The 21,251-nt window shown below is 44.8% G+C and carries 27 protein-coding genes and 1 pseudogene; 11 read left to right on the top strand and 17 right to left on the bottom strand.

The window, feature by feature from the left end:
* Nucleotides 1-192: 192 nt before the first annotated feature.
* The 4 genes from Q0389_RS11190 to Q0389_RS11175 all read right to left on the bottom strand — a co-directional run bounded on the left by Q0389_RS11190 (nucleotide 193) and on the right by Q0389_RS11175 (nucleotide 3,220).
* On the bottom strand, nucleotides 193-753 hold the full coding sequence (locus tag Q0389_RS11190; protein WP_298694188.1) for an outer membrane beta-barrel protein: 561 nt from the start codon (nucleotides 751-753) through the stop codon (nucleotides 193-195).
* Nucleotides 754-1,119: 366 nt separating this feature from the next.
* Nucleotides 1,120-1,416 (bottom strand): DUF4242 domain-containing protein, encoded by a 297-nt coding sequence (locus Q0389_RS11185; RefSeq protein ID WP_298694185.1) that lies wholly within the window; start codon nucleotides 1,414-1,416, stop codon nucleotides 1,120-1,122.
* Nucleotides 1,417-1,517: 101 nt separating this feature from the next.
* Nucleotides 1,518-2,756, bottom strand: a complete 1,239-nt coding sequence (locus Q0389_RS11180) for a cytochrome c peroxidase (RefSeq protein ID WP_298694183.1) — start codon at nucleotides 2,754-2,756, stop codon at nucleotides 1,518-1,520.
* Nucleotides 2,753-3,220, bottom strand: coding sequence for a doxx family protein (locus Q0389_RS11175; RefSeq protein WP_298694180.1), 468 nt, complete (start codon nucleotides 3,218-3,220; stop codon nucleotides 2,753-2,755). The genes Q0389_RS11180 and Q0389_RS11175 overlap by 4 nt, the downstream gene beginning before the upstream one ends.
* Before the next feature lie 157 nt (nucleotides 3,221-3,377).
* Between Q0389_RS11175 and Q0389_RS11170 the strand changes: the two genes are divergently transcribed.
* The 5 genes from Q0389_RS11170 to Q0389_RS11150 all read left to right on the top strand — a co-directional run bounded on the left by Q0389_RS11170 (nucleotide 3,378) and on the right by Q0389_RS11150 (nucleotide 8,295).
* The gene (locus Q0389_RS11170) at nucleotides 3,378-4,745 is read left to right on the top strand and encodes a hypothetical protein (RefSeq protein ID WP_298694179.1); all 1,368 of its coding nucleotides are present in this window, start codon (nucleotides 3,378-3,380) and stop codon (nucleotides 4,743-4,745) included.
* A 13-nt stretch (nucleotides 4,746-4,758) separates the two neighbouring features.
* The gene (locus tag Q0389_RS11165; protein ID WP_298694177.1) at nucleotides 4,759-5,256 is read left to right on the top strand and encodes a DsrE family protein; all 498 of its coding nucleotides are present in this window, start codon (nucleotides 4,759-4,761) and stop codon (nucleotides 5,254-5,256) included.
* A gap of 63 nt (nucleotides 5,257-5,319) precedes the next feature.
* Nucleotides 5,320-6,411, top strand: coding sequence for a cache domain-containing protein (locus Q0389_RS11160; protein ID WP_298694176.1), 1,092 nt, complete (start codon nucleotides 5,320-5,322; stop codon nucleotides 6,409-6,411).
* Nucleotides 6,408-7,070 carry a response regulator transcription factor gene (locus tag Q0389_RS11155; RefSeq protein WP_298694175.1) on the top strand — a complete coding sequence of 221 codons (663 nt, stop codon included), beginning with the start codon at nucleotides 6,408-6,410 and terminating at the stop codon, nucleotides 7,068-7,070. Before Q0389_RS11160 ends, Q0389_RS11155 begins: the two co-directional genes overlap by 4 nt.
* Entirely contained in the window at nucleotides 7,057-8,295 is a 1,239-nt protein-coding gene (locus Q0389_RS11150; protein ID WP_298694174.1) for a HAMP domain-containing sensor histidine kinase, read from the top strand. The genes Q0389_RS11155 and Q0389_RS11150 overlap by 14 nt, the downstream gene beginning before the upstream one ends.
* Here Q0389_RS11150 and Q0389_RS11145 read toward each other — a convergent pair.
* Together Q0389_RS11145 and Q0389_RS11140 are read right to left on the bottom strand one after the other, a co-directional pair.
* Nucleotides 8,251-9,057, bottom strand: coding sequence for a sulfite exporter TauE/SafE family protein (locus Q0389_RS11145; protein ID WP_298694173.1), 807 nt, complete (start codon nucleotides 9,055-9,057; stop codon nucleotides 8,251-8,253). The two genes, Q0389_RS11150 and Q0389_RS11145, sit on opposite strands and share 45 nt — an antisense overlap.
* Nucleotides 9,054-9,497, bottom strand: coding sequence for a MarR family transcriptional regulator (locus tag Q0389_RS11140; protein ID WP_298694172.1), 444 nt, complete (start codon nucleotides 9,495-9,497; stop codon nucleotides 9,054-9,056). The genes Q0389_RS11145 and Q0389_RS11140 overlap by 4 nt, the downstream gene beginning before the upstream one ends.
* 130 nt (nucleotides 9,498-9,627) lie before the next feature.
* Here Q0389_RS11140 and Q0389_RS11135 point away from each other — a divergent pair, with 130 nt between their 5' ends.
* Nucleotides 9,628-9,870, top strand: a complete 243-nt coding sequence (locus Q0389_RS11135) for a DUF2798 domain-containing protein (protein ID WP_298694170.1) — start codon at nucleotides 9,628-9,630, stop codon at nucleotides 9,868-9,870.
* A gap of 26 nt (nucleotides 9,871-9,896) precedes the next feature.
* Here the strand turns inward: Q0389_RS11135 and Q0389_RS11130 are convergent, their stop codons facing one another.
* The 7 genes from Q0389_RS11130 to Q0389_RS11100 are packed head-to-tail and all read right to left on the bottom strand — an operon-like array spanning nucleotide 9,897 to nucleotide 13,822.
* The gene (locus tag Q0389_RS11130; protein ID WP_298694168.1) at nucleotides 9,897-10,514 is read right to left on the bottom strand and encodes a hypothetical protein; all 618 of its coding nucleotides are present in this window, start codon (nucleotides 10,512-10,514) and stop codon (nucleotides 9,897-9,899) included.
* Nucleotides 10,495-11,034, bottom strand: a complete 540-nt coding sequence (locus tag Q0389_RS11125) for an N-acetyltransferase (RefSeq protein ID WP_298694166.1) — start codon at nucleotides 11,032-11,034, stop codon at nucleotides 10,495-10,497. Before Q0389_RS11125 ends, Q0389_RS11130 begins: the two co-directional genes overlap by 20 nt.
* Before the next feature lie 2 nt (nucleotides 11,035-11,036).
* The gene (locus Q0389_RS11120; RefSeq protein WP_298694164.1) at nucleotides 11,037-11,606 is read right to left on the bottom strand and encodes a transglutaminase family protein; all 570 of its coding nucleotides are present in this window, start codon (nucleotides 11,604-11,606) and stop codon (nucleotides 11,037-11,039) included.
* The gene (locus tag Q0389_RS11115; RefSeq protein WP_298694163.1) at nucleotides 11,607-12,086 is read right to left on the bottom strand and encodes a GNAT family N-acetyltransferase; all 480 of its coding nucleotides are present in this window, start codon (nucleotides 12,084-12,086) and stop codon (nucleotides 11,607-11,609) included. It lies immediately after the preceding gene.
* A complete protein-coding gene (locus Q0389_RS11110) occupies nucleotides 12,083-12,832 on the bottom strand; it encodes an arylamine N-acetyltransferase (protein WP_298694162.1) in 750 nt (249 codons plus the stop codon). The genes Q0389_RS11115 and Q0389_RS11110 overlap by 4 nt, the downstream gene beginning before the upstream one ends.
* Entirely contained in the window at nucleotides 12,829-13,443 is a 615-nt protein-coding gene (locus tag Q0389_RS11105; RefSeq protein ID WP_298694161.1) for a pyridoxamine 5'-phosphate oxidase family protein, read from the bottom strand. The genes Q0389_RS11110 and Q0389_RS11105 overlap by 4 nt, the downstream gene beginning before the upstream one ends.
* A 10-nt stretch (nucleotides 13,444-13,453) precedes the next feature.
* Nucleotides 13,454-13,822, bottom strand: a complete 369-nt coding sequence (locus tag Q0389_RS11100; RefSeq protein WP_298694160.1) for an FMN-binding protein — start codon at nucleotides 13,820-13,822, stop codon at nucleotides 13,454-13,456.
* A gap of 90 nt (nucleotides 13,823-13,912) precedes the next feature.
* On the opposite strand from Q0389_RS11100, the gene Q0389_RS11095 reads away from it, so the two are divergent.
* Complete coding sequence (locus Q0389_RS11095) at nucleotides 13,913-15,292, top strand: PLP-dependent aminotransferase family protein (RefSeq protein WP_298694159.1); 1,380 nt, start codon at nucleotides 13,913-13,915, stop codon at nucleotides 15,290-15,292.
* Between the two features lie 13 nt (nucleotides 15,293-15,305).
* Here Q0389_RS11095 and Q0389_RS11090 read toward each other — a convergent pair whose 3' ends face one another.
* Nucleotides 15,306-16,271: an integron integrase gene (locus Q0389_RS11090; protein WP_298694157.1), complete on the bottom strand. Its 966-nt coding sequence runs from the start codon at nucleotides 16,269-16,271 to the stop codon at nucleotides 15,306-15,308.
* A 265-nt stretch (nucleotides 16,272-16,536) separates the two neighbouring features.
* On the opposite strand from Q0389_RS11090, the pseudogene aadA1 reads away from it, so the two are divergent.
* The 3 genes and pseudogenes from aadA1 (at nucleotide 16,537) to Q0389_RS11075 (ending at nucleotide 18,321) form a co-directional block, all read left to right on the top strand.
* Nucleotides 16,537-17,375, top strand: a pseudogene (aadA1, locus tag Q0389_RS11085) (ANT(3'')-Ia family aminoglycoside nucleotidyltransferase AadA1).
* 25 nt (nucleotides 17,376-17,400) lie between these two features.
* Nucleotides 17,401-17,871, top strand: a complete 471-nt coding sequence (locus Q0389_RS11080) for a hypothetical protein (RefSeq protein ID WP_298694156.1) — start codon at nucleotides 17,401-17,403, stop codon at nucleotides 17,869-17,871.
* Between the two features lie 105 nt (nucleotides 17,872-17,976).
* Nucleotides 17,977-18,321, top strand: coding sequence for a nuclear transport factor 2 family protein (locus Q0389_RS11075; RefSeq protein WP_366887906.1), 345 nt, complete (start codon nucleotides 17,977-17,979; stop codon nucleotides 18,319-18,321).
* Between the two features lie 171 nt (nucleotides 18,322-18,492).
* Here Q0389_RS11075 and Q0389_RS11070 read toward each other — a convergent pair whose 3' ends face one another.
* Nucleotides 18,493-18,909, bottom strand: a complete 417-nt coding sequence (locus Q0389_RS11070) for a DUF4175 family protein (protein ID WP_298694154.1) — start codon at nucleotides 18,907-18,909, stop codon at nucleotides 18,493-18,495.
* 82 nt (nucleotides 18,910-18,991) lie between these two features.
* On the opposite strand from Q0389_RS11070, the gene Q0389_RS11065 reads away from it, so the two are divergent.
* The gene (locus Q0389_RS11065) at nucleotides 18,992-19,291 is read left to right on the top strand and encodes a DUF1294 domain-containing protein (protein WP_298694153.1); all 300 of its coding nucleotides are present in this window, start codon (nucleotides 18,992-18,994) and stop codon (nucleotides 19,289-19,291) included.
* 10 nt (nucleotides 19,292-19,301) lie between these two features.
* On the opposite strand, the gene Q0389_RS11060 is transcribed toward Q0389_RS11065, so the two are convergent.
* Together Q0389_RS11060 and Q0389_RS11055 are read right to left on the bottom strand one after the other, a co-directional pair.
* Nucleotides 19,302-19,709 carry a hypothetical protein gene (locus Q0389_RS11060; protein WP_298694151.1) on the bottom strand — a complete coding sequence of 136 codons (408 nt, stop codon included), beginning with the start codon at nucleotides 19,707-19,709 and terminating at the stop codon, nucleotides 19,302-19,304.
* Between the two features lie 58 nt (nucleotides 19,710-19,767).
* On the bottom strand, nucleotides 19,768-21,087 hold the full coding sequence (locus Q0389_RS11055) for a 2-isopropylmalate synthase (RefSeq protein WP_298694150.1): 1,320 nt from the start codon (nucleotides 21,085-21,087) through the stop codon (nucleotides 19,768-19,770).
* Nucleotides 21,088-21,251 lie beyond the last annotated feature (164 nt).

The raw sequence follows: 21,251 nt of genomic DNA, 5'->3' as shown, positions 1-21,251 counted from the left end.
ATATTCTATATATTTTATTTAATTTGGTAGGAGAAGCGTGGCTTCACATGATATTTGGTGCTGCTATAGAAGTTGTTCTGCTCCTGTTTGTTATATGGTACGCATTGATGTGGCCTAAACAGTAAGCATGAGCCGGATCATACGCTAAGCGAATATAAGACTCGACTCGCTACTTCAGTTTTCTTACTCCTTTTAGTACCAATAATAATTGAGTATTAATTGAAAAGAGTCTGTGTTTACTTTTACGTCATCATCTATACGTGTTGCCAAATATGTAGCCTCTGCATGAATATGGGGATAGATTTCATATCCTACTCCCAACAAAAACGCTTTTCCATCATCAACTTTTGAATTACTTGATACTTCTGAAAACCATCCTACTCCCGCTGCTGCCATCAGATAAATGTCGGATTCAGGGGTGAGATAGTAGTTCATACCTACTCCCGTCAGACAATTTCCATAGTCATTGTTTTTTGGATCGTTGTCATAACCAAATACAAAAGAAGAGTTTCGCATTAGATAGAGAGAAAATTGATCAGTGAAACCATATCCCAGTTTAATGGAGCTGGCTAAACCGACTTCAGACTCTTTACCAGTATCCCAATCATATGCTTTTTTAAAATCTGATTGCGTTTCCGCTACTCCGAGTCCAAGAGAAATCATAAAACCCTCTTTTTTATCATCGAATGCCGATAGTGAAGAAGCGACTGCCAAACTCGCCAACAATATAGCTGTCTTAAACTTTCTTTGCATGTAAATCCTTTAAATAACGTTTTTTCCATCCAAAATATGTCATAAAAGAATGAGTTAGAAATGATCAAGCTGGAGTTTTTTGTAGATAAAAATATCTAATCAAAGTCAAACAATCATAAATTGTCATGACCTCAGGAAAATCCTCTCGCCCTATGATCGTCTTCGCCGTACCGAATATCGAAGCGCTGATGGCGGGGATGGTCGATTGATTGGAGTTTCGAAGTGATTTATCAGGATCAATCGATCGCCGATATCACCTGGCATTCCGGACTCAAGGCACGTGCCGAACTGGAACAATGCGTGGCGGGGAAACCGTTCGATAATATGAGCTACTGATTGCAAACAAAGCGGAAACTCCGCCTTGTATTATTTTCGCAGTAAATCTGCGGGTGAAATGGTGCTCACTTCGGTAATCGTATCGAACGGCAATCCTACTTTTTGATGGACGTTAAAAACCGCGCTGATACTCGGTGCCATATTGAGACAAAACGCCCGCCCTTCATTAAACCCGACGTGAATTTTGAGCGAAATCACCCCCTCTTCCTCACACGCTTTCTCATACTGCTTGTAAAACTCCGCTAACCCTTCAGGCGTGATCCCCTCTGGAAACGTACCGTTGCTTTTATCATGGGTATCCATGTAAAAATGCATCGTCTGACTCATCATAAACTCCTTGTATGAATATATCGTGGACGCTTTGACGCCCGACATTCGCAGTGTAACGTTTCAGAGCCGTCCGCGTATGTGACCGAAATCACATAACTCTATCGCGACTCCTTATCCGGCGCATCGACCGCTTTTAAAAAGGCGATTAGCTGAGTAAGCTGTTTTTCGGTTACTTTAGAGCGGCTTTGATAGGTGACCATAATTTGTACCGCCTCTTCAAGCGTCTTGACGCTACCGTTGTGAAAATACGGTGCAGTTCGTACGACGTTACGCAGCAAAGGGGCTCTGAAATATCGCCCCGGTTTCTCTTTCCCCAAAAATCCGCCCGTGTTTTTAAACGCGAATGCTTTTTCTTTGAGTATCTGTTTATCGACCCCGAAATTGGGCTCGGTATGGCAGATATAACACCCTTTCGAACTCATAATCCGATAGCTATCGGGAGCTTTATAAGCTTCGAAATACCCTTCACTCAGAAGTTCAACCTCTTTTTCACCCAACGATTTCATCAGATAAGCATACCGTTCGATATCGTTTGAAAAGTTTTGTTTTCGTCCCTCCTCGGCTAAAAAAGCCAAATACGCCGTCCGAACTTTGTTGATCGTTTTGTGATCGGTCATACTCCAAATCGGATGGTGTAAAAGCGGAAATTTCCGCATCTCCTGCCCCCCCAGACCGATTCCGTTATGGCATCCGATACATCCCTTGTCGATAAAGAGATTCAATCCTGCTTGCTCATCTTCGCTCAACGCCAGAAGATCGCCCTCTAAAAACCGATCGTACCGACCTCGGGTTGTCAGTGTGTACTCGTATGCGCTGATCGCTTCGGCTGTACGTTCGAACGTAATGTTGTGATCACCGAATGCCTGAAAAAACAGTTTTTCGTACTTTCGATCCGATTTCAGCCTCTTTTCGATCAGAGCAGGGCTCGACGCCATCTCAAACGGTGCCTGCAAAGGCCCTTTTGCCTGATCTTGCAGTGTCGAACTGCGCCCGTCCCAAAAATAGTGTTTTGAAAAGACGGTATTGAGTACCGTAGGGGTATTGAGATGGCTCGGATTTTTCTGCCCCCTGTCCCCTATTGCGGTCGATCGGCCGTCCGCTCCGCCGTGCACCGTGTCGTGACAACTCGCACAGCTGATATCGCGGTTCAGGGAAAGATTTTTTTCAAAAAAAAGTTTTTTTCCCAAAACGATCCTTGCTTCTCCCATCTTCGTGCGATCACCTTGTTCCACAAGCGGTTTTAAGCCGTGTTGCAACGCTTTTTGTCTTAGCGCTTCGTCCGCATGGACTGCCGACGTCAGCCACAACGTCACCAAAAGAAATTTGAGGGAGTTCATCGCGGCACCTCATTTTCTCTAATCTGTATGACGGTGCATTTTTCCTGCCCATCGTTGTTTTCATATTTTTTGTTCCGTGTGATGCAGATGATTGCACCCGCCGTAATGAAAACAAGATTTTTGATAATGTACTGTCCGACCAGTGTCAACGCAAACGGGGCGTTGGTAAAACATAATTCAGGAAACAAGACCAGAGGCGTAAATGTCAATACCATGTGCACCATAAAGATACGAATAATATAAGGCAAATATTTTCCGGTGATAAATCCTACCCCGATAGCCACTTCCCAGACAGCAAGCAGTTCAAGACCGGGTGGAACCAGATTAAACGTCAGTGCATCGATCGTCATTTTTGCCAACGTCTCTGCCGGACTCATTCCGGGAAAAAACTTCAGTATTCCGAACCACAAAAAATTGATTCCCAAACCTATCCGCAGTATTTTTACGGCCGTTTCGAGTTTCATTGCATCTCCTTTTTAGAGACGATTGTAAAAAAATTAGTCTATACATATCTGTGACGAAAGTCACATAAAAAATACCCTCTTTATCTCGCATAGAATCTCTTTTCATTTTCTTTTCGTTGTTTCCTTACAATTTTCCCATCTGATATAAGGAAAACGTATGAAAACTGTCTCAAGATCTACACTGCTAAGTTTGATTTTGCTCGGCTCTTCCATCGAACTCAGTGCCGCAGACTGGCTGATGTTGCAAGGTTCGGAACCCGAAACCGTAGCTCCGCAGGGCGTCATTGTCCCTAATCGCAATAAAATGCCGAAAATCTGGGGATTTGCACAGGTCAACTATAAAAGTGATTCCGGAAGCGTCGCATCCTCCGGCGGAAAAACAACGACGCCGTTTTCTCTTTTGGCGCCGAATCTCGAAGACCAATCCGGATTTAATCTGTTTCGGGCCCGTTTGGCGGTACGGGGAATGGCGGATGATGATAATATGGTCAACTATTTCATCATGACCGATTTTGGAAATAACGGCATCAACAATCTCGCCAACCATGATACAGGAACCTATCTGACCGACGCATCGGTCACCCTCAAATACGTACCGTATGCCAAACTGCGTGTCGGTCGGTTCAAATATCCCGGCAGTGAAGAGGGGATGCAGGGGGTTTATTTCTCTCCGTATATTGATTTTACGACGATGACCGATCAGGAGATGCAAGAGCGCCGGATCATCAACGCTACGGCACCGCAAACCGGTTCGGCAGCCGGAGGGGCGTCCACTGTCCACTACACCACGACCTCCGTCGACACTCCTATCGGAGCGTTCAGAGACACCGGAGCGGAAATTTTCGATACTATCCCTGTCCAAGATGCATGGACGTTTAGCTATGCTTATATGTACGGGAACGGAACCGGGATTTCCAACAGCAATACCGACAGTCAAGGGACCCATTACGGATACCTGGCTCTGGAGAAAAATTTCGGCGGAGGCAAAGGATACTATACCAATGCGATGAAATTCTACATCTGGGGTCAGGAAGGAAAACGGAAATTTATCTCCAATAACACGGCACCCGTCGAAGCGGATCGTCAGCGTTACGGGGTGGGTATGACCTACTATAACCACGGGCTGCGCTTCGAAGCCGAATACATGAAGGCAAAAGGGATGATTTACGTGGGTCCTAAAGATGTCGATGCAAACGAATTTTCTCAAGACTGGGAGTTTCAGTTCGCCACCGGAAACGAAAATAAAGCCGACGGAGGCTATGTCAATCTCCAGTATGAACTGATCCCGCAAAAATTCGAAGTTTTCGGCCGTTACGACTTCATGAACCGATTGACCAACGATGCCAAGGGGGAACGCGATTTTACTACCACGACGCTGGGGGCATCGTACCGCTTCAAAGGCCCTACACGGATCGATTTCAACTATCTGATCCGCGATGCGAAAGCACCGGGAAATGCCTCTGCCCAGAGCATACTCGACCACATGGGCAATCGTGCCGAAGTCCAAATTACCTATGCTTTTTAATCAGGAGAAAACCATGAAACTAATAAATCTACTGTTCATCGCGTTGGCGATCAGTCCGCTTCACCTTTTAGCAAACGATAAAGATGACGACGATACCGTCAAAGTAGTCTATCAATGCGACTTTCCCGAAGCGGAACGCGTCCATCTGATGCTCAATACGATCAATAACGCCGTCGAGTATTACAACAAAAACTTCATTCAGTATGAGATCGACATCGTCGCACTCGGACCGTGTCTGCAATACGTCATGAAAGATTTTAACAATACCGGATTCGAAGAAAAACCCTATATCACGCAGGGAGGGCCGACAGGGGCGGGAACACGCTCTCGGCTGAAAGCACTTCAGGTGGATGGCGGAGACAAGATCAAACTCTATGCCTGCAAAAACACTATGGATAAAAACCGTGTCACCGATCAGCAGATCGAAGATTATGCCATCACCACTCCTGCCGGAATCGTTAAAATCATCGATCTGCAACGCAGCGGCTATGCCTATATCAAGGTAAAATAAAAAAGAAGCAAAAACAGTCCGTTATTTTATTTTAAAAATTTATAATTATGGACAAAGGTTATCATGAGACTCTATCAAAAATATCTAACGCTGCTGTTGTTGATTTTGCTGGCGATGATCGTCTATTTTTACATGCAAAAAAAACAGGAGTTCGTCAATAGGATCGATATCGTCCTCATGAATCTGCTCGACAAACAAATCGAGCAGGAAAAAGCCGAAAGTTTTGCCTTTTCCTTTGCACTGGCACAAAACGAGACCCTCCAAACGGCGATTGAACGCAACGATACGGACAAAGCGACCGAAATTCTCAAACGCTACACCTCGACCCTCGAAGTATTCAGCGGTTCCAAAGTCCATGCCCAAATCGTCACCAAAGATTTCATTATCTTTGCACGTAATTGGGAAAGTACCAGTACCGGACTGAGTATCAAGGCCTACCGCCCGGATCTGGAGGATATCGTCCTGACCCAAAAGCCCCATCTCTCTTTCGAAGCCGCACGGCGTCTGGTTCTCATCGCATCGATTCCCATAGTGAAAGAGAAGCATCTTATCGGTTTTATCGAAGTGATCCAAAACTTCGATACGCTGAAAAACTACTTCGCCAATTACGATATCGATCTTTTGGTCCTAATGGATGCAAAATACCGCAATCAGGCCGTTTTACTGAAAAACAACCCCCGTATCGGCAATACGATCGTCGCCAACGACGACGCGAACATCCACCATATCGCCTACCTCCAACATGCCGGATTAAACCGGCTGTTGACGCACGGCGTACTTGAAGGCGACGACTATGTCTATTTTTCCCGTGCGATTCTCAATGCCGACGGGCAGAATATCGGTTCGTTCATCCTCGTCCTTTCGAAAAAGAAGATGAAGCTCTTCAGTGCTTTCGAAGAAGAGCTGGATACATTTTTAACCTATTCGCGAAAAGATTTATACTTTTCCCTTATCAACCGTACCCCCTCCACCAACCTATGGAACAACTATACGGCCGAGGAGCTTCTTTCACTCAAAAAGTGCGTCCATTCCGAAGACAAAACCGCACTGGAGGAGAAACTGCGAACCGATCTCGACAACTACAGCAAAGACGAGCTTATCTCTTTGCTGCTCGATACAAACTCCAATCAAAAATCCAGAGGACACATAAAATGAGATTGCTTTTACTCGAAGACGATGTTATTTTAAAAGACAGTATAGAAGAATTTTTGAGTGCGCAGAACTATACCGTCGACAGTTTCGAAAACAGCGAAGATGCCTATGACGCCGTTTTTTCGGTCGATTACGATCTGCTGCTGCTGGATGTCAATATTCCCGGAACGTTCAACGGGTTTTCGTTGCGCAAGGCGTTGGCGGACGAGAACAAAAATATCCCGACCATCTTCGTCACCTCCATGTCCAGTGCCGACGCTCTGATCCAGGGATACGCGCACGGATGCTGCGACTACATCAAAAAGCCGTTCGATCTGACCGAACTCATGCTCAGAGTCCGCCATGCCCTCAAATCCAACTGTTTCAAAACACAAGACGACATCCTCATGCTACCGGACAACTACCGCTACAACGTCACGACATATGAGCTAAGCTGCAATAATGTTCCGGTTTCGCTCAGCAAGACGGAGAGTGAGATTCTGAATCTTTTTCTGATGAACCGCAATCGGGTTCTCACTCTGGAGACGTTATATGAAAAAATCTGGGACAACAACGTGGATGCGGCAAATGCCCGCGTACAGATCAACAATCTCAGAAGAAAGCTCCCCAAAGACGTCATCAAAAACATCTATGGCTTAGGATACCGTCTTGATTGTCGATGAACAGAACTTCGTCCGCCGTTACAGCCTAATCTATACGTGCATCGTCTCTTTGATTCTGCTGGCACCGCTGTATTTTTATGTCACCCATAAGATCAATATGCAAGAGGTCCGTACCGAAGTCGAACTCAAATCGATTCAATCGCATATCATCACCGCGATGGACGCTTTCGGGAACAATCCCGAGGGAACCTTCGAATTTCCGAAATTCGCGATGTACGAATCGGGTCTGTATACCAATACGTTTTCGGTCATCTATTCGCAGATCAGAGAACCCCTCCCCTCGTATATGCCGGGATATCACAGTGACGGATTCACCCGATTTTTGATTACGGCACTTCCGTCTCAAAAATACTTTTTCGCCGATTACATTATCACGAGAACCACTATTTCGTACACCGAGATTTTTCTCGAAGCGAGCGTCATCGCATTTGGAATCATCGTCCTGATCCTTTTGCTTTCCGTCTTTTTTCTCAACAGTTTTTCCGTCCCATTCAAACGTGTCAACGAAAAACTCGATGAATTTATCAAAGAATCGATGCACGAGATGAATACGCCTCTAAGCATTATCAACGTCAACGTCGACCTTTTTAACACCATGTACGAGTCCAATAAATACCTCAGCCGTATCAAATCGGCGACCAAATCTCTGGCGACGATCTACAACGATATGGATTACCTCATCAAACAAAACCGCATCGATTATAAAGACGAAATCATCGATTTTGAGCCGTTCGTCACGGAACGGGTAGAGTATTTCGAACTTATCTGCCAGCTCAACAATATCACGCTGAATCTCTCCGCAACGACCGAATCGACACAAATCCTCTTTAATCCGACGAAGTTGCAGAGGATCGTAGACAACACCCTCTCAAACGCGATCAAGTTTTCCCATAAAAATAGCACCATCGACGTCACTATCGATAAAAACAGCGACGGTGAGATAACCCTCGCTATTCAGGACTACGGTCAGGGAATCAAACATCCCGAAAAAATCACCAATCCCTACTATCGCGAACACGAGCACAAAACGGGATTCGGCATCGGCATGAGCATCGTCAAATCGATCATCGACAAAAGCGATATTACGCTGGATATCCGATCCGCCCATATGCAGGGCTCAAAATTCACCTATACGTTCCACCGTTCACTGATGATCTATCCCGAAAAAAGGACAGAAGTCTCAGATAAAGGAAGAGAGCATTTTTACGCTCAAAGCGATCAATAAAAAAGCAAAGATTTTTTTAATCGTTCCTACCGGAAGGACATGCGCCAGTTTAACCCCTATCGGAGCCGTAAAATAGCTAAATAATGCGATCACGAAAAATGCGGGCAATGATACAAATCCCACCGTCAAATGATCGAGATTCGTGTTATGCCAACCGTTGATCACGTAGCCGAGCGTACCGCTGATCGCGATCGGAAATCCGACGGCGGCACTGGTTCCGATCGCTTTTTTGAGCTCGACGTTTTGCCATACCAGATACGGGACGGTCAGTGAGCCTCCGCCGATAGAAACCATCGCCGAAACCGCTCCGATAACCGAACCCGAAGCAAACTGCCCTGCCGGATTCAACAGAGTTCGGCTCGGTTTAGGCTTTTTGTCGATAAACATCTGCAAAGAGACGTATGCCATAAAGATCGAAAAGAACACCGCCAAATACAAAGAGCTGAGTACGGAAGCCAAAAAAGTGGCAAGAAACGTTCCGATCACTATTCCCGGAGCCATCATTTTAACGACATCCCATAAAACCCCTTGACGCTTATGGTGCGCTCTTAGACTCGAGAACGAGGTCACCACGATCGTCGCCATCGATGTACCCAGAGCCATATGCACCACTTCGCTCTGCGCCATCCCCTGCATTAAAAAAATCGCCGTCAGAGCGGGAACGATAATTCCCCCTCCTCCTATCCCGAGCAGCCCTGCGGCAACTCCGACAAATGCGCCAAGCGTTATTAACAAAATTATTGTCTGTAAATCCAGTATCATAATAACCCCTTAAGATTCTTATCTATTTTTTTTAGCGCTTCACACATAATGTACAAATCGCGCTCGTCGATCCCTTCGAAGAGATTTTCCCGTGCCGTAATACTGAGCGCTGCTAATTCGACAATGATATCTTCAGCTTTTTCAGTCACTCGAACCAAATAAGCCCGCGGATCTTCCGGATGATCTGTCTTTTCAATATATTTTTTATTTTCGAGACGTTTCAGCGTCATTGAGAGATTCGAAGGTTCCATAGATGTTAACTCGCAAAGCTGCATTTGCGTCATGCTGCCTTTATCTCCAAGAATCAGCAATATTGCCCTTTGTTCGGGAGTTATATCATACGGCTTTAATTTATCATTCATCCGCTTCCGCATTTTGTTTTTGATATTAGCAATCAAAAGTCCGAAATTGCCGCAAGCCGGCTGAATAGTTTTTTCCATCGATGATTCCTTCTTACTGAATACGTTATTATAGGACAATTTTCTTAATATTATTCAAATAATAGTTATTCAAATAACATTAAGTTGTAGCATATTATACTTTTAAAAAATTCCTTCTAGGGGCAGCGCAATGATTTCAACAAAATACCTCTTTTTCGTGCAAACGTTTTTAGTTGCTACGGTAATGACCTTTATTATGTCGTTCGCCATTTCTGCGATGAATCTCGGATTTGTCAGCGGATTTATGCATATCTGGTTGCAAGCGTGGGGTGCGGCATTCATCATCGCTTTTCCGACCTTAACGGTAGTTTTCCCTACCTTGCGTGCATTAGCAATGCGTATCGCTTCTAAAAACGACAGTTACGATGAATAAGATTCTGACTGCGATTACGGTTCCCCTTATTTCATCGCCATCATCAAGAATCCGGTAAATCCGGCATTATCCTTTCCGATCAGAGGGGAGACCTGCGCTTTCATCTCTTCGAGCAGCTTTGTGTACTTCGCGTAAAATTCATACGTCGGACGGGGTTTATAAATGATATCCTGAAGATCGAAAAACTTGATGATATCTTTGGTCGTATTGGGCTTGATGAAAAAATTATTTTCTCTATCATAGTAATAGGGGATTAATGTCACTATCGACCACTTCGCCAAACCGTAACGGGCAAGAATATCCGCCATGATTTCAAATCCCTGATCTTTTTTGCCGTACAGCAATTCATAAAGCGCTATGGAGAGCATATCCTTTTGCTCCATACTCATTTGTTTAATCATATCTCGAACTTTCGGCTTTTCGAAGAGGGAAATCAGAGTCGATTTGGAGACGATTTTGGAAAAATTTTCACCGATCTCGTCAGGATTTTGAAAACGCTCGGTGGCAAAGAGCTCTTGTACACTCTTTCCGATTTTTTCCGTATTGTGACGTTTAATGATCGGCAACAGAGCTTCATCTTCAAAGCCTTTGGGATAAAAGGCGAAAAAATTAGCTTCTGCCTCTTTAAGCTTTTCGAGGTTCATCGTATGTTTCCCCTTCTATTTTTTTCTCGAACAAACATGCATCCGCCAATGCATAGTGTTCAGGCAATCCGTCGATAGAGTCCAGTTTATAATACCCCAGATATTCAAAACCGCACTTTTGATAATGCTCTATCAATCCTCTGTTTTCACCGATCGTATCCATCCTAATGCACTTTTTGCCATGTTCACGTGCATATTGCTCCGCCCATTCGACGATACGTTTTACGAAATGGTTCCCTCTAAAATCGGAATTGGTTGCGATACGGTGGATATAGACGGCAGGATCATCGTTGCGTTCGCCCCATATCTGCGGATCGCTGAACGTCGTCGCCCAGATGCAGGCTATTTGGTCGTCTATTATGATCTTCCATTGTCGGTTTTCCCGTACTTCAGTCTCGATAAGGTCGCGTTTAAACTCCGGCCAATGGACGAAGAATTTAGACTTTTGGAAATTGGTAGCGATTGTGTAGAGTCTGAAAATCTCTTCGATATCGGCAAGCGTGCTGTTTTGAATCGTCATATTTACCCTATATCCGGGAAATGCCCGATCATCTCGTCATAGTTTTTACGTGTTTTCAACGCTTCGACGACGACGGGAAGAGGCTCTGAATACCGTTCAGGCAAATCGTATTCATTTTCGCCCAATGTAAATGCCAATCTCTCATGCGGCGGGTTAAACTGTGCGTCCACCCCCGCTTTATTGCCCCGAGCATCGACTCGATACCAGCCATACTCTTTGAGATAGACGGCATTTAACCCGTGGAGGCAGTATATCCCCTCTCTATACTCACCGCAGCTCAGCCGTTGATAACACAATGCCGTTGGAATACCGTTGGCCCGTAACAAAGCGGCAAGCAAAATACTCTTTGCATAGCACCAGCCCGTTTGATATTCAAGCACCTCGCTGGCTCGCAGCGTCGTGATCCCCTCCCCCGCATCGCCCGTGTGACGTATGACGTCGCGGACGAATTCGAAACACCGCCGTACAATCTCTGTGTAGTTTGCGCACCCTTCGGCAAGTTCACGAGCTTTTGCCGCTACTGCGGGGTGATCGAAATCGATAATGTCGCTAGATTCTAGAAAACTTTCCATTTAGATTACCGCCTTTAGTTTACGACCGCCGGAGATCTCAAACCCTTCGCGCTCATAAAATGCCAAAGTAGCATCGAACTGTGGCAATGGGGGCGTCGTTACTTCGAGACGTTTCCAGCCTCTCCCCTCACCGAATTCTTTGACGGATAGAATCAAATTTTTACCGATCTCCTGCGAACGAAATTGCGGTTTGACATAGAGTTCTGCCATCGTCCCTAACGCGCCTTCGGCGTACAGCGCATATCCCTCATATACTGTCACAAAACCGATAATAGTATTCGTCTCATTATCGATGGCGACAAATACAAAGTTCTTCTCCGTCGATATAAAATCAGCCAAACGTTCTTTGGTCTCTTGGAGATCGAAATGAAACACATCGATCCCGATTCTATCCATGATTTCCTGAAGCAATTCTCCCACCAGTACAGCCGTTTGCGCGGAATGTTCATGGGTAGCGCGTTTTACAATAATATGGTTCATACAGTTTCCAATCCGAAATACTCTTTTAGTGCACTTTCATACTCCACTTCGAGTTTTTCGAGTTTCCCATCCTCGATAAGTTTCAGCTCATCATCTACGAGGATTTTACGCCCTTGTGGGGTTTGCATGATCGCAATTTTTTTCTGTGTGAAAATCGTATCGGGGCTGGTAGCGTTGAAATAGTTCGCGAGGCTAAACTCGATCCATTCCTGCGGCTGTAATGCAAAGCCGTACAGACGCTGCCACTCCCCCTGCACCATCGCACCGAGCACGTACTCCCCATCCAGTATTTCGAGTCGGAAACGATCACCGTCCTGCACGGTTTCCCCCTCTTTGATCTCCATCGGTGCTCGCAGCGCGTATCCGCCAAATCCCGTATCACAGAGGTAGTCTCTTCCCTCGACACGAACGATCAGAACCATGTGCGTTTTGGGACGACGGGTCGGATAGAGCATCGAGCGCGCGCCCGCGAAATACCACTCGAAACCGATGGCTGTGAGTGCCATCGCAAACACGCCGTTGATCTCGTAGCAGTACCCGCCGCGACGGTTCACGATCACTTTTTTCACGATATCTTCGGGTACTAATGAGGGGATTCGACCTGATTGCACCTCGGTATTTTCGAACACGATAGTGCGGAGCTGGCACTGCATCAGCTTTGTCAATGTCGTGACATCGGTACGCACTTCCCCCTCATAGCCGATGCGGGAGAGGTAGTCGGAGAGGTTAAAGTTTTCGGCTGTCATCGAGATTCCTTGGTTTGAGTATGTTTCATCAGCGATAGGGTTTCGTGATCGATAGCACTGTTTCGCCCTTTAATCCGCTCCATCATTGCATCATGACGTTCTTGGGATAAATTTTGCCCTGCTTTGACTTTGAGGGTGATGAAATCGGGCACTATCGCGTACACTCCCGTTTTTTCCATCATCTTCGTATAGATCGGATTTTCCACATCGATCGGTTCATATCTCCCTTCGGGCTGCATTTTTTCCATTAGTGCCGTGAGTCCGAAAGCTTTTTGCACGGGATCGTCGATACGGCTCACTGTTCCGCCTGCAATCACCGAGGCGAAATACTGTGTTGCGGGACATGCCGAGCGAGTATCACTAAAATACGAGGGGATATACGCATAAGATTTGACAACCGTAAAAGAGCACTGTGTACCCTCTCCTATCGCTTCGGCCTTTCGCCCCTCAAGTGCTCCGTGAAAGTAAAATTTGCCGTCCTTATAGGCGTAATTGACCGCAACGCCATAGGGGACATTGCCGCTGATAAGCGAGAGGACGCCGTACTCGCATTCACCCAAAAACGACTCGATCTCTTTTTCATCGGTGACCTCAAATTCTGAACGTCTCATAAATAACCTTTTATGTTGTCTGATAATAATCGTTTATATCGATTTTCATCATTGCTCTTGCCCATACAAATTTATTTTTTACATCAGCGTATTCGTCACCATCAGATTGGATATTCGCTACACCGTTTATATTAAAACCGGCACCAATACCATGCAACCCTTCTACATCTGGACTCCCTACGGTCACTAATACCTTATTATTATTGTTAAGAATAGCCTCCATTGTATTCATTCCAGCGACTGGAATTATTAAATAATCGTCCTTGAGCTCCACATAAGAATTCCATGTATTTACGGCATGAGGAAAATCCTTCCCTTGCGCAATAATTGTCACAACACCTTCATTTTGAAATACGAGTTTTAGTTTTTCAGATAACATAAGATACTCCCTTAAAAAAATTATGATACTATACCGCCAATCTGCACTCTTAACAAGTGACAAAATATTTAAAATCTATGAGGTCAGTTTATGTATCTCCTCGACACCGCATCCGAAACTCCTCTGCACATCCAGCTCTACGAAGCACTCAAACACGACATCATGACCACTCTTGCCGTCGGGAGCAAACTCCCCTCGATCCGCAAAATCGCCCAAGAGTACCGCATCAGCAAAAACACCGTCGAATCGGCGTACAATCAACTCTATGCCGAAGGGTACATCGAAAGCCGTCCCAAAAGTGGTTACTATATCACTGAAGCGAACTATCAGCCGTTTGTTATGTCTGAACCAAGAGCTAAAAATAATAATCCAACCACACCGTACCTCTACGATTTTTTCCCTGCACGACAAGCAAAATCTTCTTTTCCACTAAAGCTATGGAAACGGCTATTTACCAAAGCAATTGATGAAACTCTTGATCTGGGAGGATACTCTGATGGGCAAGGAGAGTACGGTCTCAGAGTCGAGATTGCACGTTATCTCACACTCTCACGCGGTGTAGTTTGTGATTCTTCTCAAATAGTGATCAGTGGAGCATTCATCGACTCCATGAACATTCTTGCCGATCTCCTCCGTGATACTCATCCGCATTTCGCTATCGAAAATCCGGGATATGCCGTCCCCCGTACTGTATTTGAACGATTCGGTTATGACATTTCACTCATAGCAGTGGATGAAAACGGGTTGTGCATCGAGGAACTGATCCGTTCTCAAGCAAATGCAGTCTATATCACCCCATCGCACCAATACCCATCAGGTGTCGCTATGCCTGTCGCGAACCGTCTGAAACTCCTCGCATGGGCAAAAGAGAATAACGGATTCATCATCGAAGATGACTACGACAGTGAACTCACCTACCGCTCCCGCCCAATCCCCTCACTCCAAGGACTCGATACCGATGATCGAGTGATTTATATCGGGACATTTTCAAAAGCGCTCTCTCCTGCTCTACGGGTTGGCTATATTGTCCTTCCACACCGATTACTAGAAAACTATAAAGCTTTTCATGGCTATTTTTCCCGCGTCAGCCTCACAACCCAAAAAACGTTGGAACTATTTTTTAAAGAGGGTCATTGGGAACGGCATCTGAGAAAGATACGAAATCTAAACCGTAAAAAGCATGATCTTATGAAATACGCTCTCATCAAATATTTGGGAAATCAAATAGAGATTATCAGCGAGGGGGGAGGTCTTTGCATCAATATCCGCCCGACAGTTCCAATAGATTTTAACCTCTTACGCCAACAAGCAGAAAAAACGGGGCTCAAGCTCTACTATACTAATGATTGTTCCCTGATTGAATGGGATGCCATACGGATGGGATTCGGGGGGTTCGAGATGGAGGAGATCGAACCTGCGGTTAGAGCGTTTGCGGAGGTGTGGCACGGAATTTGGGTTTGCAACATATAACAAATTGCATTTTTTAAAAATCAAGCGGACTCTTAACGCTGGATTGATTTAGTTCTTTGATAACATGAGTATAAATCATCGTGGTTTCAACGCTTTTATGACCTAGCAATTCTTGAATGGAGCGAATGTCAACGCCGTTTTGTAAAAGATGCGTAGCATACGAGTGACGGAAAATATGCGATGTCACCCGTTTGTGGATCTGTGCATTCGCTGCTGCCTGACTAATATTTCTTCCAAATGTTTTATCTAAAATATGATGCCTGCGTTGAATGCCAGTGCGTGGGTCCGTTGAGATGGTTTTCATGGGAAAAAGAAACTGCCATTTGGTCTCTTTATGCGCATTGGGGAATTTACGTTCCAGCGCATAAGGCAGATAAACCGAACCGAAACCATCAGCAATATCTTTTTGATGTAGTTCTTCTACCTGCAACACCTGCATCTGCAACCGCTGTTTGATTTTTTGCGGTAGTGGTACGGTACGATCTTTGAGGCTTTTGCTGTCCCAAATATAGATTTTATTAAATCCAAAGTCAATATCTTTTATTCTAAGACTCTGCACCTCTTTCATACGCAAACCGCAACCATACATAAGATACGCCATCAGTTGATACACACCGCTAAGATTTGAAATAATTTTAACCGTCTCCTCTCGTGTCAATACCACGGGAATATGCACACGCTGTTGCGCACGAAGTGCCTGAATGTTTTGATCCTTCAATGAAATACCGAGCACCTGCGTGTATAGAAACAACAAAGCATTAAATGCCTGATTCTGTGTAGTAGCACTTACTTTTCGTTCAACGGCAAGATAAGTCAAAAACGCTTCTATCTCCGTTTTTCCCATATCAATAGGATGTTTTTTTTGATGAAAAAAGATATATCGTTTTATCCACCCAATGTAGGTTTGCTCAGTTTTCATACTATAGTGTTTTAAGCGAATTTGTTCACGAACCAAATCAAGTAGTTTCTTTTTTTGCATTGTCAACTCCTTCCAATCATACAGACATAATGTCTCTTTATTACATTTTTCATCTGATAGCAGGACATAATGTCTGCATATCAAAATCAACATGACATATTCACAGAAATAATTTTAAGAAAAACAGCATATAATATGTAAAAATGTGTCAATTTGTAAGATTTAGCTTGATTTTTTTTAATAGGTGGACATTTTGAATGTCTGATTATCTTATGAATTTCTGGCAAAATAGTATATTTTGGGTATGAATAAATAGTTAAACATCATGAGGGAAGTGGTGATCGCCGAAGTATCGACTCAACTATCAGAGGTAGTTGGCGTCATCGAGCGCCATCTCGAACCGACGTTGCTGGCCGTACATTTGTACGGCTCCGCAGTGGATGGCGGCCTGAAGCCACACAGTGATATTGATTTGCTGGTTACGGTGACCGTAAGGCTTGATGAAACAACGCGGCGAGCTTTGATCAACGACCTTTTGGAAACTTCGGCTTCCCCTGGAGAGAGCGAGATTCTCCGCGCTGTAGAAGTCACCATTGTTGTGCACGACGACATCATTCCGTGGCGTTATCCAGCTAAGCGCGAACTGCAATTTGGAGAATGGCAGCGCAATGACATTCTTGCAGGTATCTTCGAGCCAGCCACGATCGACATTGATCTGGCTATCTTGCTGACAAAAGCAAGAGAACATAGCGTTGCCTTGGTAGGTCCAGCGGCGGAGGAACTCTTTGATCCGGTTCCTGAACAGGATCTATTTGAGGCGCTAAATGAAACCTTAACGCTATGGAACTCGCCGCCCGACTGGGCTGGCGATGAGCGAAATGTAGTGCTTACGTTGTCCCGCATTTGGTACAGCGCAGTAACCGGCAAAATCGCGCCGAAGGATGTCGCTGCCGACTGGGCAATGGAGCGCCTGCCGGCCCAGTATCAGCCCGTCATACTTGAAGCTAGACAGGCTTATCTTGGACAAGAAGAAGATCGCTTGGCCTCGCGCGCAGATCAGTTGGAAGAATTTGTTCACTACGTGAAAGGCGAGATCACCAAGGTAGTCGGCAAATAATGTCTAACAATTCGTTCAAGCCGACGCCGCTTCGCGGCGCGGCTTAACTCAAGCGTTAGCTAAAGGAGTTTAATGAACAAAGATAATAGATTAAAAGAACTTATTATACCAATACTTATTTCTGTAATTGGGTTAGTCGGTGGACTTTCTGGTGTCTATTTAGGGGCATCATTAGATTCCAACAGTAAAAAAGAAGCTTCTCAACTAGCTTACAAACAAGAGATAATCCAGCAACGTATTAAAATAATTGACAGAACAGCAACAATATATGGAAAAGCCCCTGGCATTTCAGGTATTTGGAAGATTTATCTTAATCAGCCTGAAAGCTCCAACGAACAAATAGAGACAAGTAAGATTTTGGCAGAGTATAATGCTGAATTTAATGCTGTAATAAATTTATCAAACATATATTTTGGTCCAAAAACTCGCAAGGCTATCAAGATGATGGCTGATAAAAAGTCCCCATGGTGGAATAAAGACAGTGATTTGGTGTCAAAATATTTAGGAGCAATGGCATCTGAGTTAAAGTATGGGCTTGAATAAAAAAGCTAACAAACCAAAGGAGACCAATCAAAAACCCACGGGCGGCTTTTTGATTGCTCATTTTAAACGTTATATACAGCTATCAAATAAACAAAAAGGAATCATATGAGAATTCAAGTAACTAGCGTGGTCGAGAAATACATCGATGCTGTTCGTCGAAATGATCCAAAGAATCTCCCAATTCATCCGGAGGTGATTGGTGTCTTTCCCATGAATACGTATCAGGGTGCGGTGGCCTTCATTGAAGCCACGGAGCGGTTCGCGAGAATCGTCAAGCATATCGAAATCATTCGTCTCGTCGTCGATGGCGAACACTGCGTCGCCCTCCTCAACATCGATACAACCTTCGGAACAATTCCGTTTGCGGAGCATATTCACGTCGTAGACGGACAAATCGTATCGGTTCGTGGCTACTACGATCCGCGCCCCATGTTGGTAGGGCAAACATGAGTGTGCATGGCTTGTCGTCCAACACAAACGGTGTCGCCTAACCCTTCCCTCGTTCCCACTCTCCTGAATACTGAATATCAGGGGTCAGGTGATACCTATAACCTCTTCTAAATTGTCATTACTAGTTTTAAACATGATTTTCTTTTACAAATTTCGTATGAACTGTATGCCCTACGCATAAATTGAGAGCAAATATTGCGATCGAATCTCGGCAATGATATCCGAAGTTTGGTGCGATTTTAAGACAAGATTTTTATTGTTTTTGAGCTCGTCTTTGATATTGGCGATGGTCTCTAACGCCGACTTTTTGTCTTGTTTGTTGAGGGTATCGGAGAGCGTATCCAACTGGCTTTTAAACTCGGCTTGCTGTTGAGCGATTCTGGTCTTTCTTTTGTTGTTGCTGTTCGACTCAATTAATTTGTCAGCTTCTTGTAACAACGCTTTGGCACTCTCTAAATCGCCGCTTTCGATCGATTTTTTCATTTTATCCATCAATGCGTTCAATTGATCTTTGTCTTGTTGATAGGCATTGGTGGTAATAGCTGTGGTACTGGCGCTATTGTTGTAAGAACTGTAAACGGCTCGCATCGTCTCTCCTCTAGAATATCTCGACTGAGAAGCAAATCACATTCCTATAATCGACAATCCTTATATGCTATAATCCCCGACGATGAAAGCTTTCGTTCTTCTTTTTTTACTTTTTAATCTCATTACATTCTTTGTATTCGGATACGACAAATATTTAGCGCGCACCAACCGTCGGCGGGTGAGTGAAAAAACGCTTTTGAGTCTTGCCGTTTTCGGAGGGAGTGCGGGAGCTGTTTTCGCCCAGAAAATATTTCGTCACAAATCGAAAAAATACCGTTATCTTTTCTGGATTATTTTAACGATTCAATTTATCCTCTTTGAAGCAATCTGGTTTTTTTCCTCCGACGCTTCTCATACGCTGCAAAATTTTTCACTGATGTAATAGTCTTTCATTAAAAATCTTTATCATCTCGGATCGTAAAATTCGCAAACGCACCTTCGACACTCATCGTATTTTTATACTTTGTTGCGGTTAGTCTGACCGCTTTTGTCTCCAGATTACAAACCGCAATACGAAAATTCGATCCCATAAAAGGTTCCACAATACAGATAATATTCCCCTCTACTTCGCGTGTCGCGTGTATGATCCCCTGTAAATTATGAAAAAAATACTTAGGATAGCTCAGAGGGGTGATTTCGACGACCTCAGCATATCTTTTTTTATCCAATGTACTCGCGATGAGAGCAGCATCTTCAAAATTATCAAACTGTATGCACCAATCATCAAAAATTTTATTAAAATGATCTAGATCTTCATCCAAAAACCCGCCTGCCGGCGATTGCAAAGCATAAATACTCACTGCCTAAACCTTAATGCTAATCAAAATAAAACATTAAAGTTTTACCATATTTACCCTTTCAGCTGTTTTCATTACGTTTCATCATCCCCTCATAAATCCCAAGCACCTCGTCACTGCTGATCTCGCCGCCTCTTTTTTGAGAGATACGCTTCACCTCTTCGGCAAGCTTTGATTGTATTTCATTAGAGACTTCAATCCCGTATATCTCTTTTAACACATACGCCACGCCCCCTTTGCCCGATTGGGAGTTGATGCGGATCGTGTCGGTGTATTCGCGTCCTATATCACGCGGATCAATTGCCAAATAGGGCACTTCCCATCGCTGCATCCCCTGCTCTCGTCGATGTTCTATCCCTTTTTTGATCGCGTCTTGATGGGTTCCCGAAAATGCCGTATAAATCATCGACCCTACATACGGATGACGCTCGGTAACGCTCATCCCCGTTATGCTCGTGATACGGCTCAATATCTCATCGACTTTGTCTACTCGTAAACACGGATCGATCCCCTGCGCATAGTAGTTGAACGCCAATGTGATGATATCGACGTTCCCAGCCCGTTCGCCGTTGCCGAGCATCGTCCCCTCGACTCTCTGCGCACCTGCCAATACCGCCAATTCCGCACTCGCTACGGCGCATCCTCGGTCATTGTGCGGATGGACGCTGATGATGACGCTCTCGCGGTTCACAATGTGTTTGCCCATCCACTCGATGCGGTCGGCATAGATGTTGGGCGAACACGCTTCTAACGTATTGGGAAGATTCAAGATCATCGGATGCTCTTTGCTCGGCTGCCATGCGGTTATCACGGCATTGGAGATGTCACGGGCGAACTCCAACTCGGTCTGCGAAAAACTCTCCGGTGAATACTCGAATACTACCTCTCCCTCAAACGTCTCTGCTTCGCGTTTGATGCACTCAACACCTTGCAATGCCAACGCAATAATCTCCTCTTTGCTCCGTCTGAAAACGACCTCGCGCTGGTTCGACGCGGTCGGATTGTAAAGGTGCATAGTGATCCGCTTCGCTCCCCGTAACGCCTCGAAACTGCGAATGATATGACGCTCTATCGAGGGGACGAGGATGCCGACCGTCACATCCTTAGGGATCAATCCCTCCTCGATCAAACGACGACAAAAATCAAACTCTGTTTGCGACGCGCTCGGATAGGCGATCTCGATCTCTTTGAACCCGAACTCGATCAACGCTTTGAAATAGGCGATCTTTTGCTCGATCCCCATCGGGTTGGCCAATGCCTGATTACCGTCTCGTAAGTCGGTACTGACCCATCTCGGGGCAACGGTGACGGAGTTATCCGCCCATTCTCGTTTATCCAATTTTACCGTTGGATACGGCGTGTATTTTGTATGCGTCTGCATAGAAGTATCCTTATATGACAATAGTGATGAAAATGCCGATGTGCGGACGTGTAACGCCGCATTCAAAGCAAAACTAAAAATTTAAAAAAGGGAAAAAAAGAAAAATTACAGCAGGTTCAGCAGGAGGAGAGAGAGGCTTGCGACAGTAGCGTCGGTAATGGGAT

It is taken from the genome of uncultured Sulfuricurvum sp., assembly GCF_937936435.1.
Classification (GTDB): Bacteria; Campylobacterota; Campylobacteria; order Campylobacterales; family Sulfurimonadaceae; genus Sulfuricurvum.
Note: the sequence above shows the minus strand (reverse complement) of the source record. Positions and strands in the feature narration are given on the sequence as shown.

Coding starts and splice junctions, on each gene's coding strand:
- Q0389_RS11180 (WP_298694183.1), bottom strand. CDS start 2,756: ATGAACTCCCTCAAATTTCTTTTGGTGACGTTGTGGCTGACGTCGGCA.
- Q0389_RS11170 (WP_298694179.1), top strand. CDS start 3,378: ATGAAAACTGTCTCAAGATCTACACTGCTAAGTTTGATTTTGCTCGGC.
- Q0389_RS11110 (WP_298694162.1), bottom strand. CDS start 12,832: ATGACAGCCGAAAACTTTAACCTCTCCGACTACCTCTCCCGCATCGGC.
- Q0389_RS11130 (WP_298694168.1), bottom strand. CDS start 10,514: ATGAACCTCGAAAAGCTTAAAGAGGCAGAAGCTAATTTTTTCGCCTTT.
- Q0389_RS11070 (WP_298694154.1), bottom strand. CDS start 18,909: ATGCGAGCCGTTTACAGTTCTTACAACAATAGCGCCAGTACCACAGCT.
- Q0389_RS11140 (WP_298694172.1), bottom strand. CDS start 9,497: ATGGAAAAAACTATTCAGCCGGCTTGCGGCAATTTCGGACTTTTGATT.
- Q0389_RS11115 (WP_298694163.1), bottom strand. CDS start 12,086: ATGAACCATATTATTGTAAAACGCGCTACCCATGAACATTCCGCGCAA.
- Q0389_RS11100 (WP_298694160.1), bottom strand. CDS start 13,822: ATGTTATCTGAAAAACTAAAACTCGTATTTCAAAATGAAGGTGTTGTG.
- Q0389_RS11075 (WP_366887906.1), top strand. CDS start 17,977: ATGAGAATTCAAGTAACTAGCGTGGTCGAGAAATACATCGATGCTGTT.
- Q0389_RS11105 (WP_298694161.1), bottom strand. CDS start 13,443: ATGAGACGTTCAGAATTTGAGGTCACCGATGAAAAAGAGATCGAGTCG.
- Q0389_RS11175 (WP_298694180.1), bottom strand. CDS start 3,220: ATGAAACTCGAAACGGCCGTAAAAATACTGCGGATAGGTTTGGGAATC.
- Q0389_RS11185 (WP_298694185.1), bottom strand. CDS start 1,416: ATGAGTCAGACGATGCATTTTTACATGGATACCCATGATAAAAGCAAC.
- Q0389_RS11155 (WP_298694175.1), top strand. CDS start 6,408: ATGAGATTGCTTTTACTCGAAGACGATGTTATTTTAAAAGACAGTATA.
- Q0389_RS11190 (WP_298694188.1), bottom strand. CDS start 753: ATGCAAAGAAAGTTTAAGACAGCTATATTGTTGGCGAGTTTGGCAGTC.
- Q0389_RS11160 (WP_298694176.1), top strand. CDS start 5,320: ATGAGACTCTATCAAAAATATCTAACGCTGCTGTTGTTGATTTTGCTG.
- Q0389_RS11080 (WP_298694156.1), top strand. CDS start 17,401: ATGAACAAAGATAATAGATTAAAAGAACTTATTATACCAATACTTATT.
- Q0389_RS11055 (WP_298694150.1), bottom strand. CDS start 21,087: ATGCAGACGCATACAAAATACACGCCGTATCCAACGGTAAAATTGGAT.
- Q0389_RS11135 (WP_298694170.1), top strand. CDS start 9,628: ATGATTTCAACAAAATACCTCTTTTTCGTGCAAACGTTTTTAGTTGCT.
- Q0389_RS11120 (WP_298694164.1), bottom strand. CDS start 11,606: ATGGAAAGTTTTCTAGAATCTAGCGACATTATCGATTTCGATCACCCC.
- Q0389_RS11090 (WP_298694157.1), bottom strand. CDS start 16,271: ATGCAAAAAAAGAAACTACTTGATTTGGTTCGTGAACAAATTCGCTTA.
- Q0389_RS11065 (WP_298694153.1), top strand. CDS start 18,992: ATGAAAGCTTTCGTTCTTCTTTTTTTACTTTTTAATCTCATTACATTC.
- Q0389_RS11095 (WP_298694159.1), top strand. CDS start 13,913: ATGTATCTCCTCGACACCGCATCCGAAACTCCTCTGCACATCCAGCTC.
- Q0389_RS11145 (WP_298694173.1), bottom strand. CDS start 9,057: ATGATACTGGATTTACAGACAATAATTTTGTTAATAACGCTTGGCGCA.
- Q0389_RS11125 (WP_298694166.1), bottom strand. CDS start 11,034: ATGACGATTCAAAACAGCACGCTTGCCGATATCGAAGAGATTTTCAGA.
- Q0389_RS11165 (WP_298694177.1), top strand. CDS start 4,759: ATGAAACTAATAAATCTACTGTTCATCGCGTTGGCGATCAGTCCGCTT.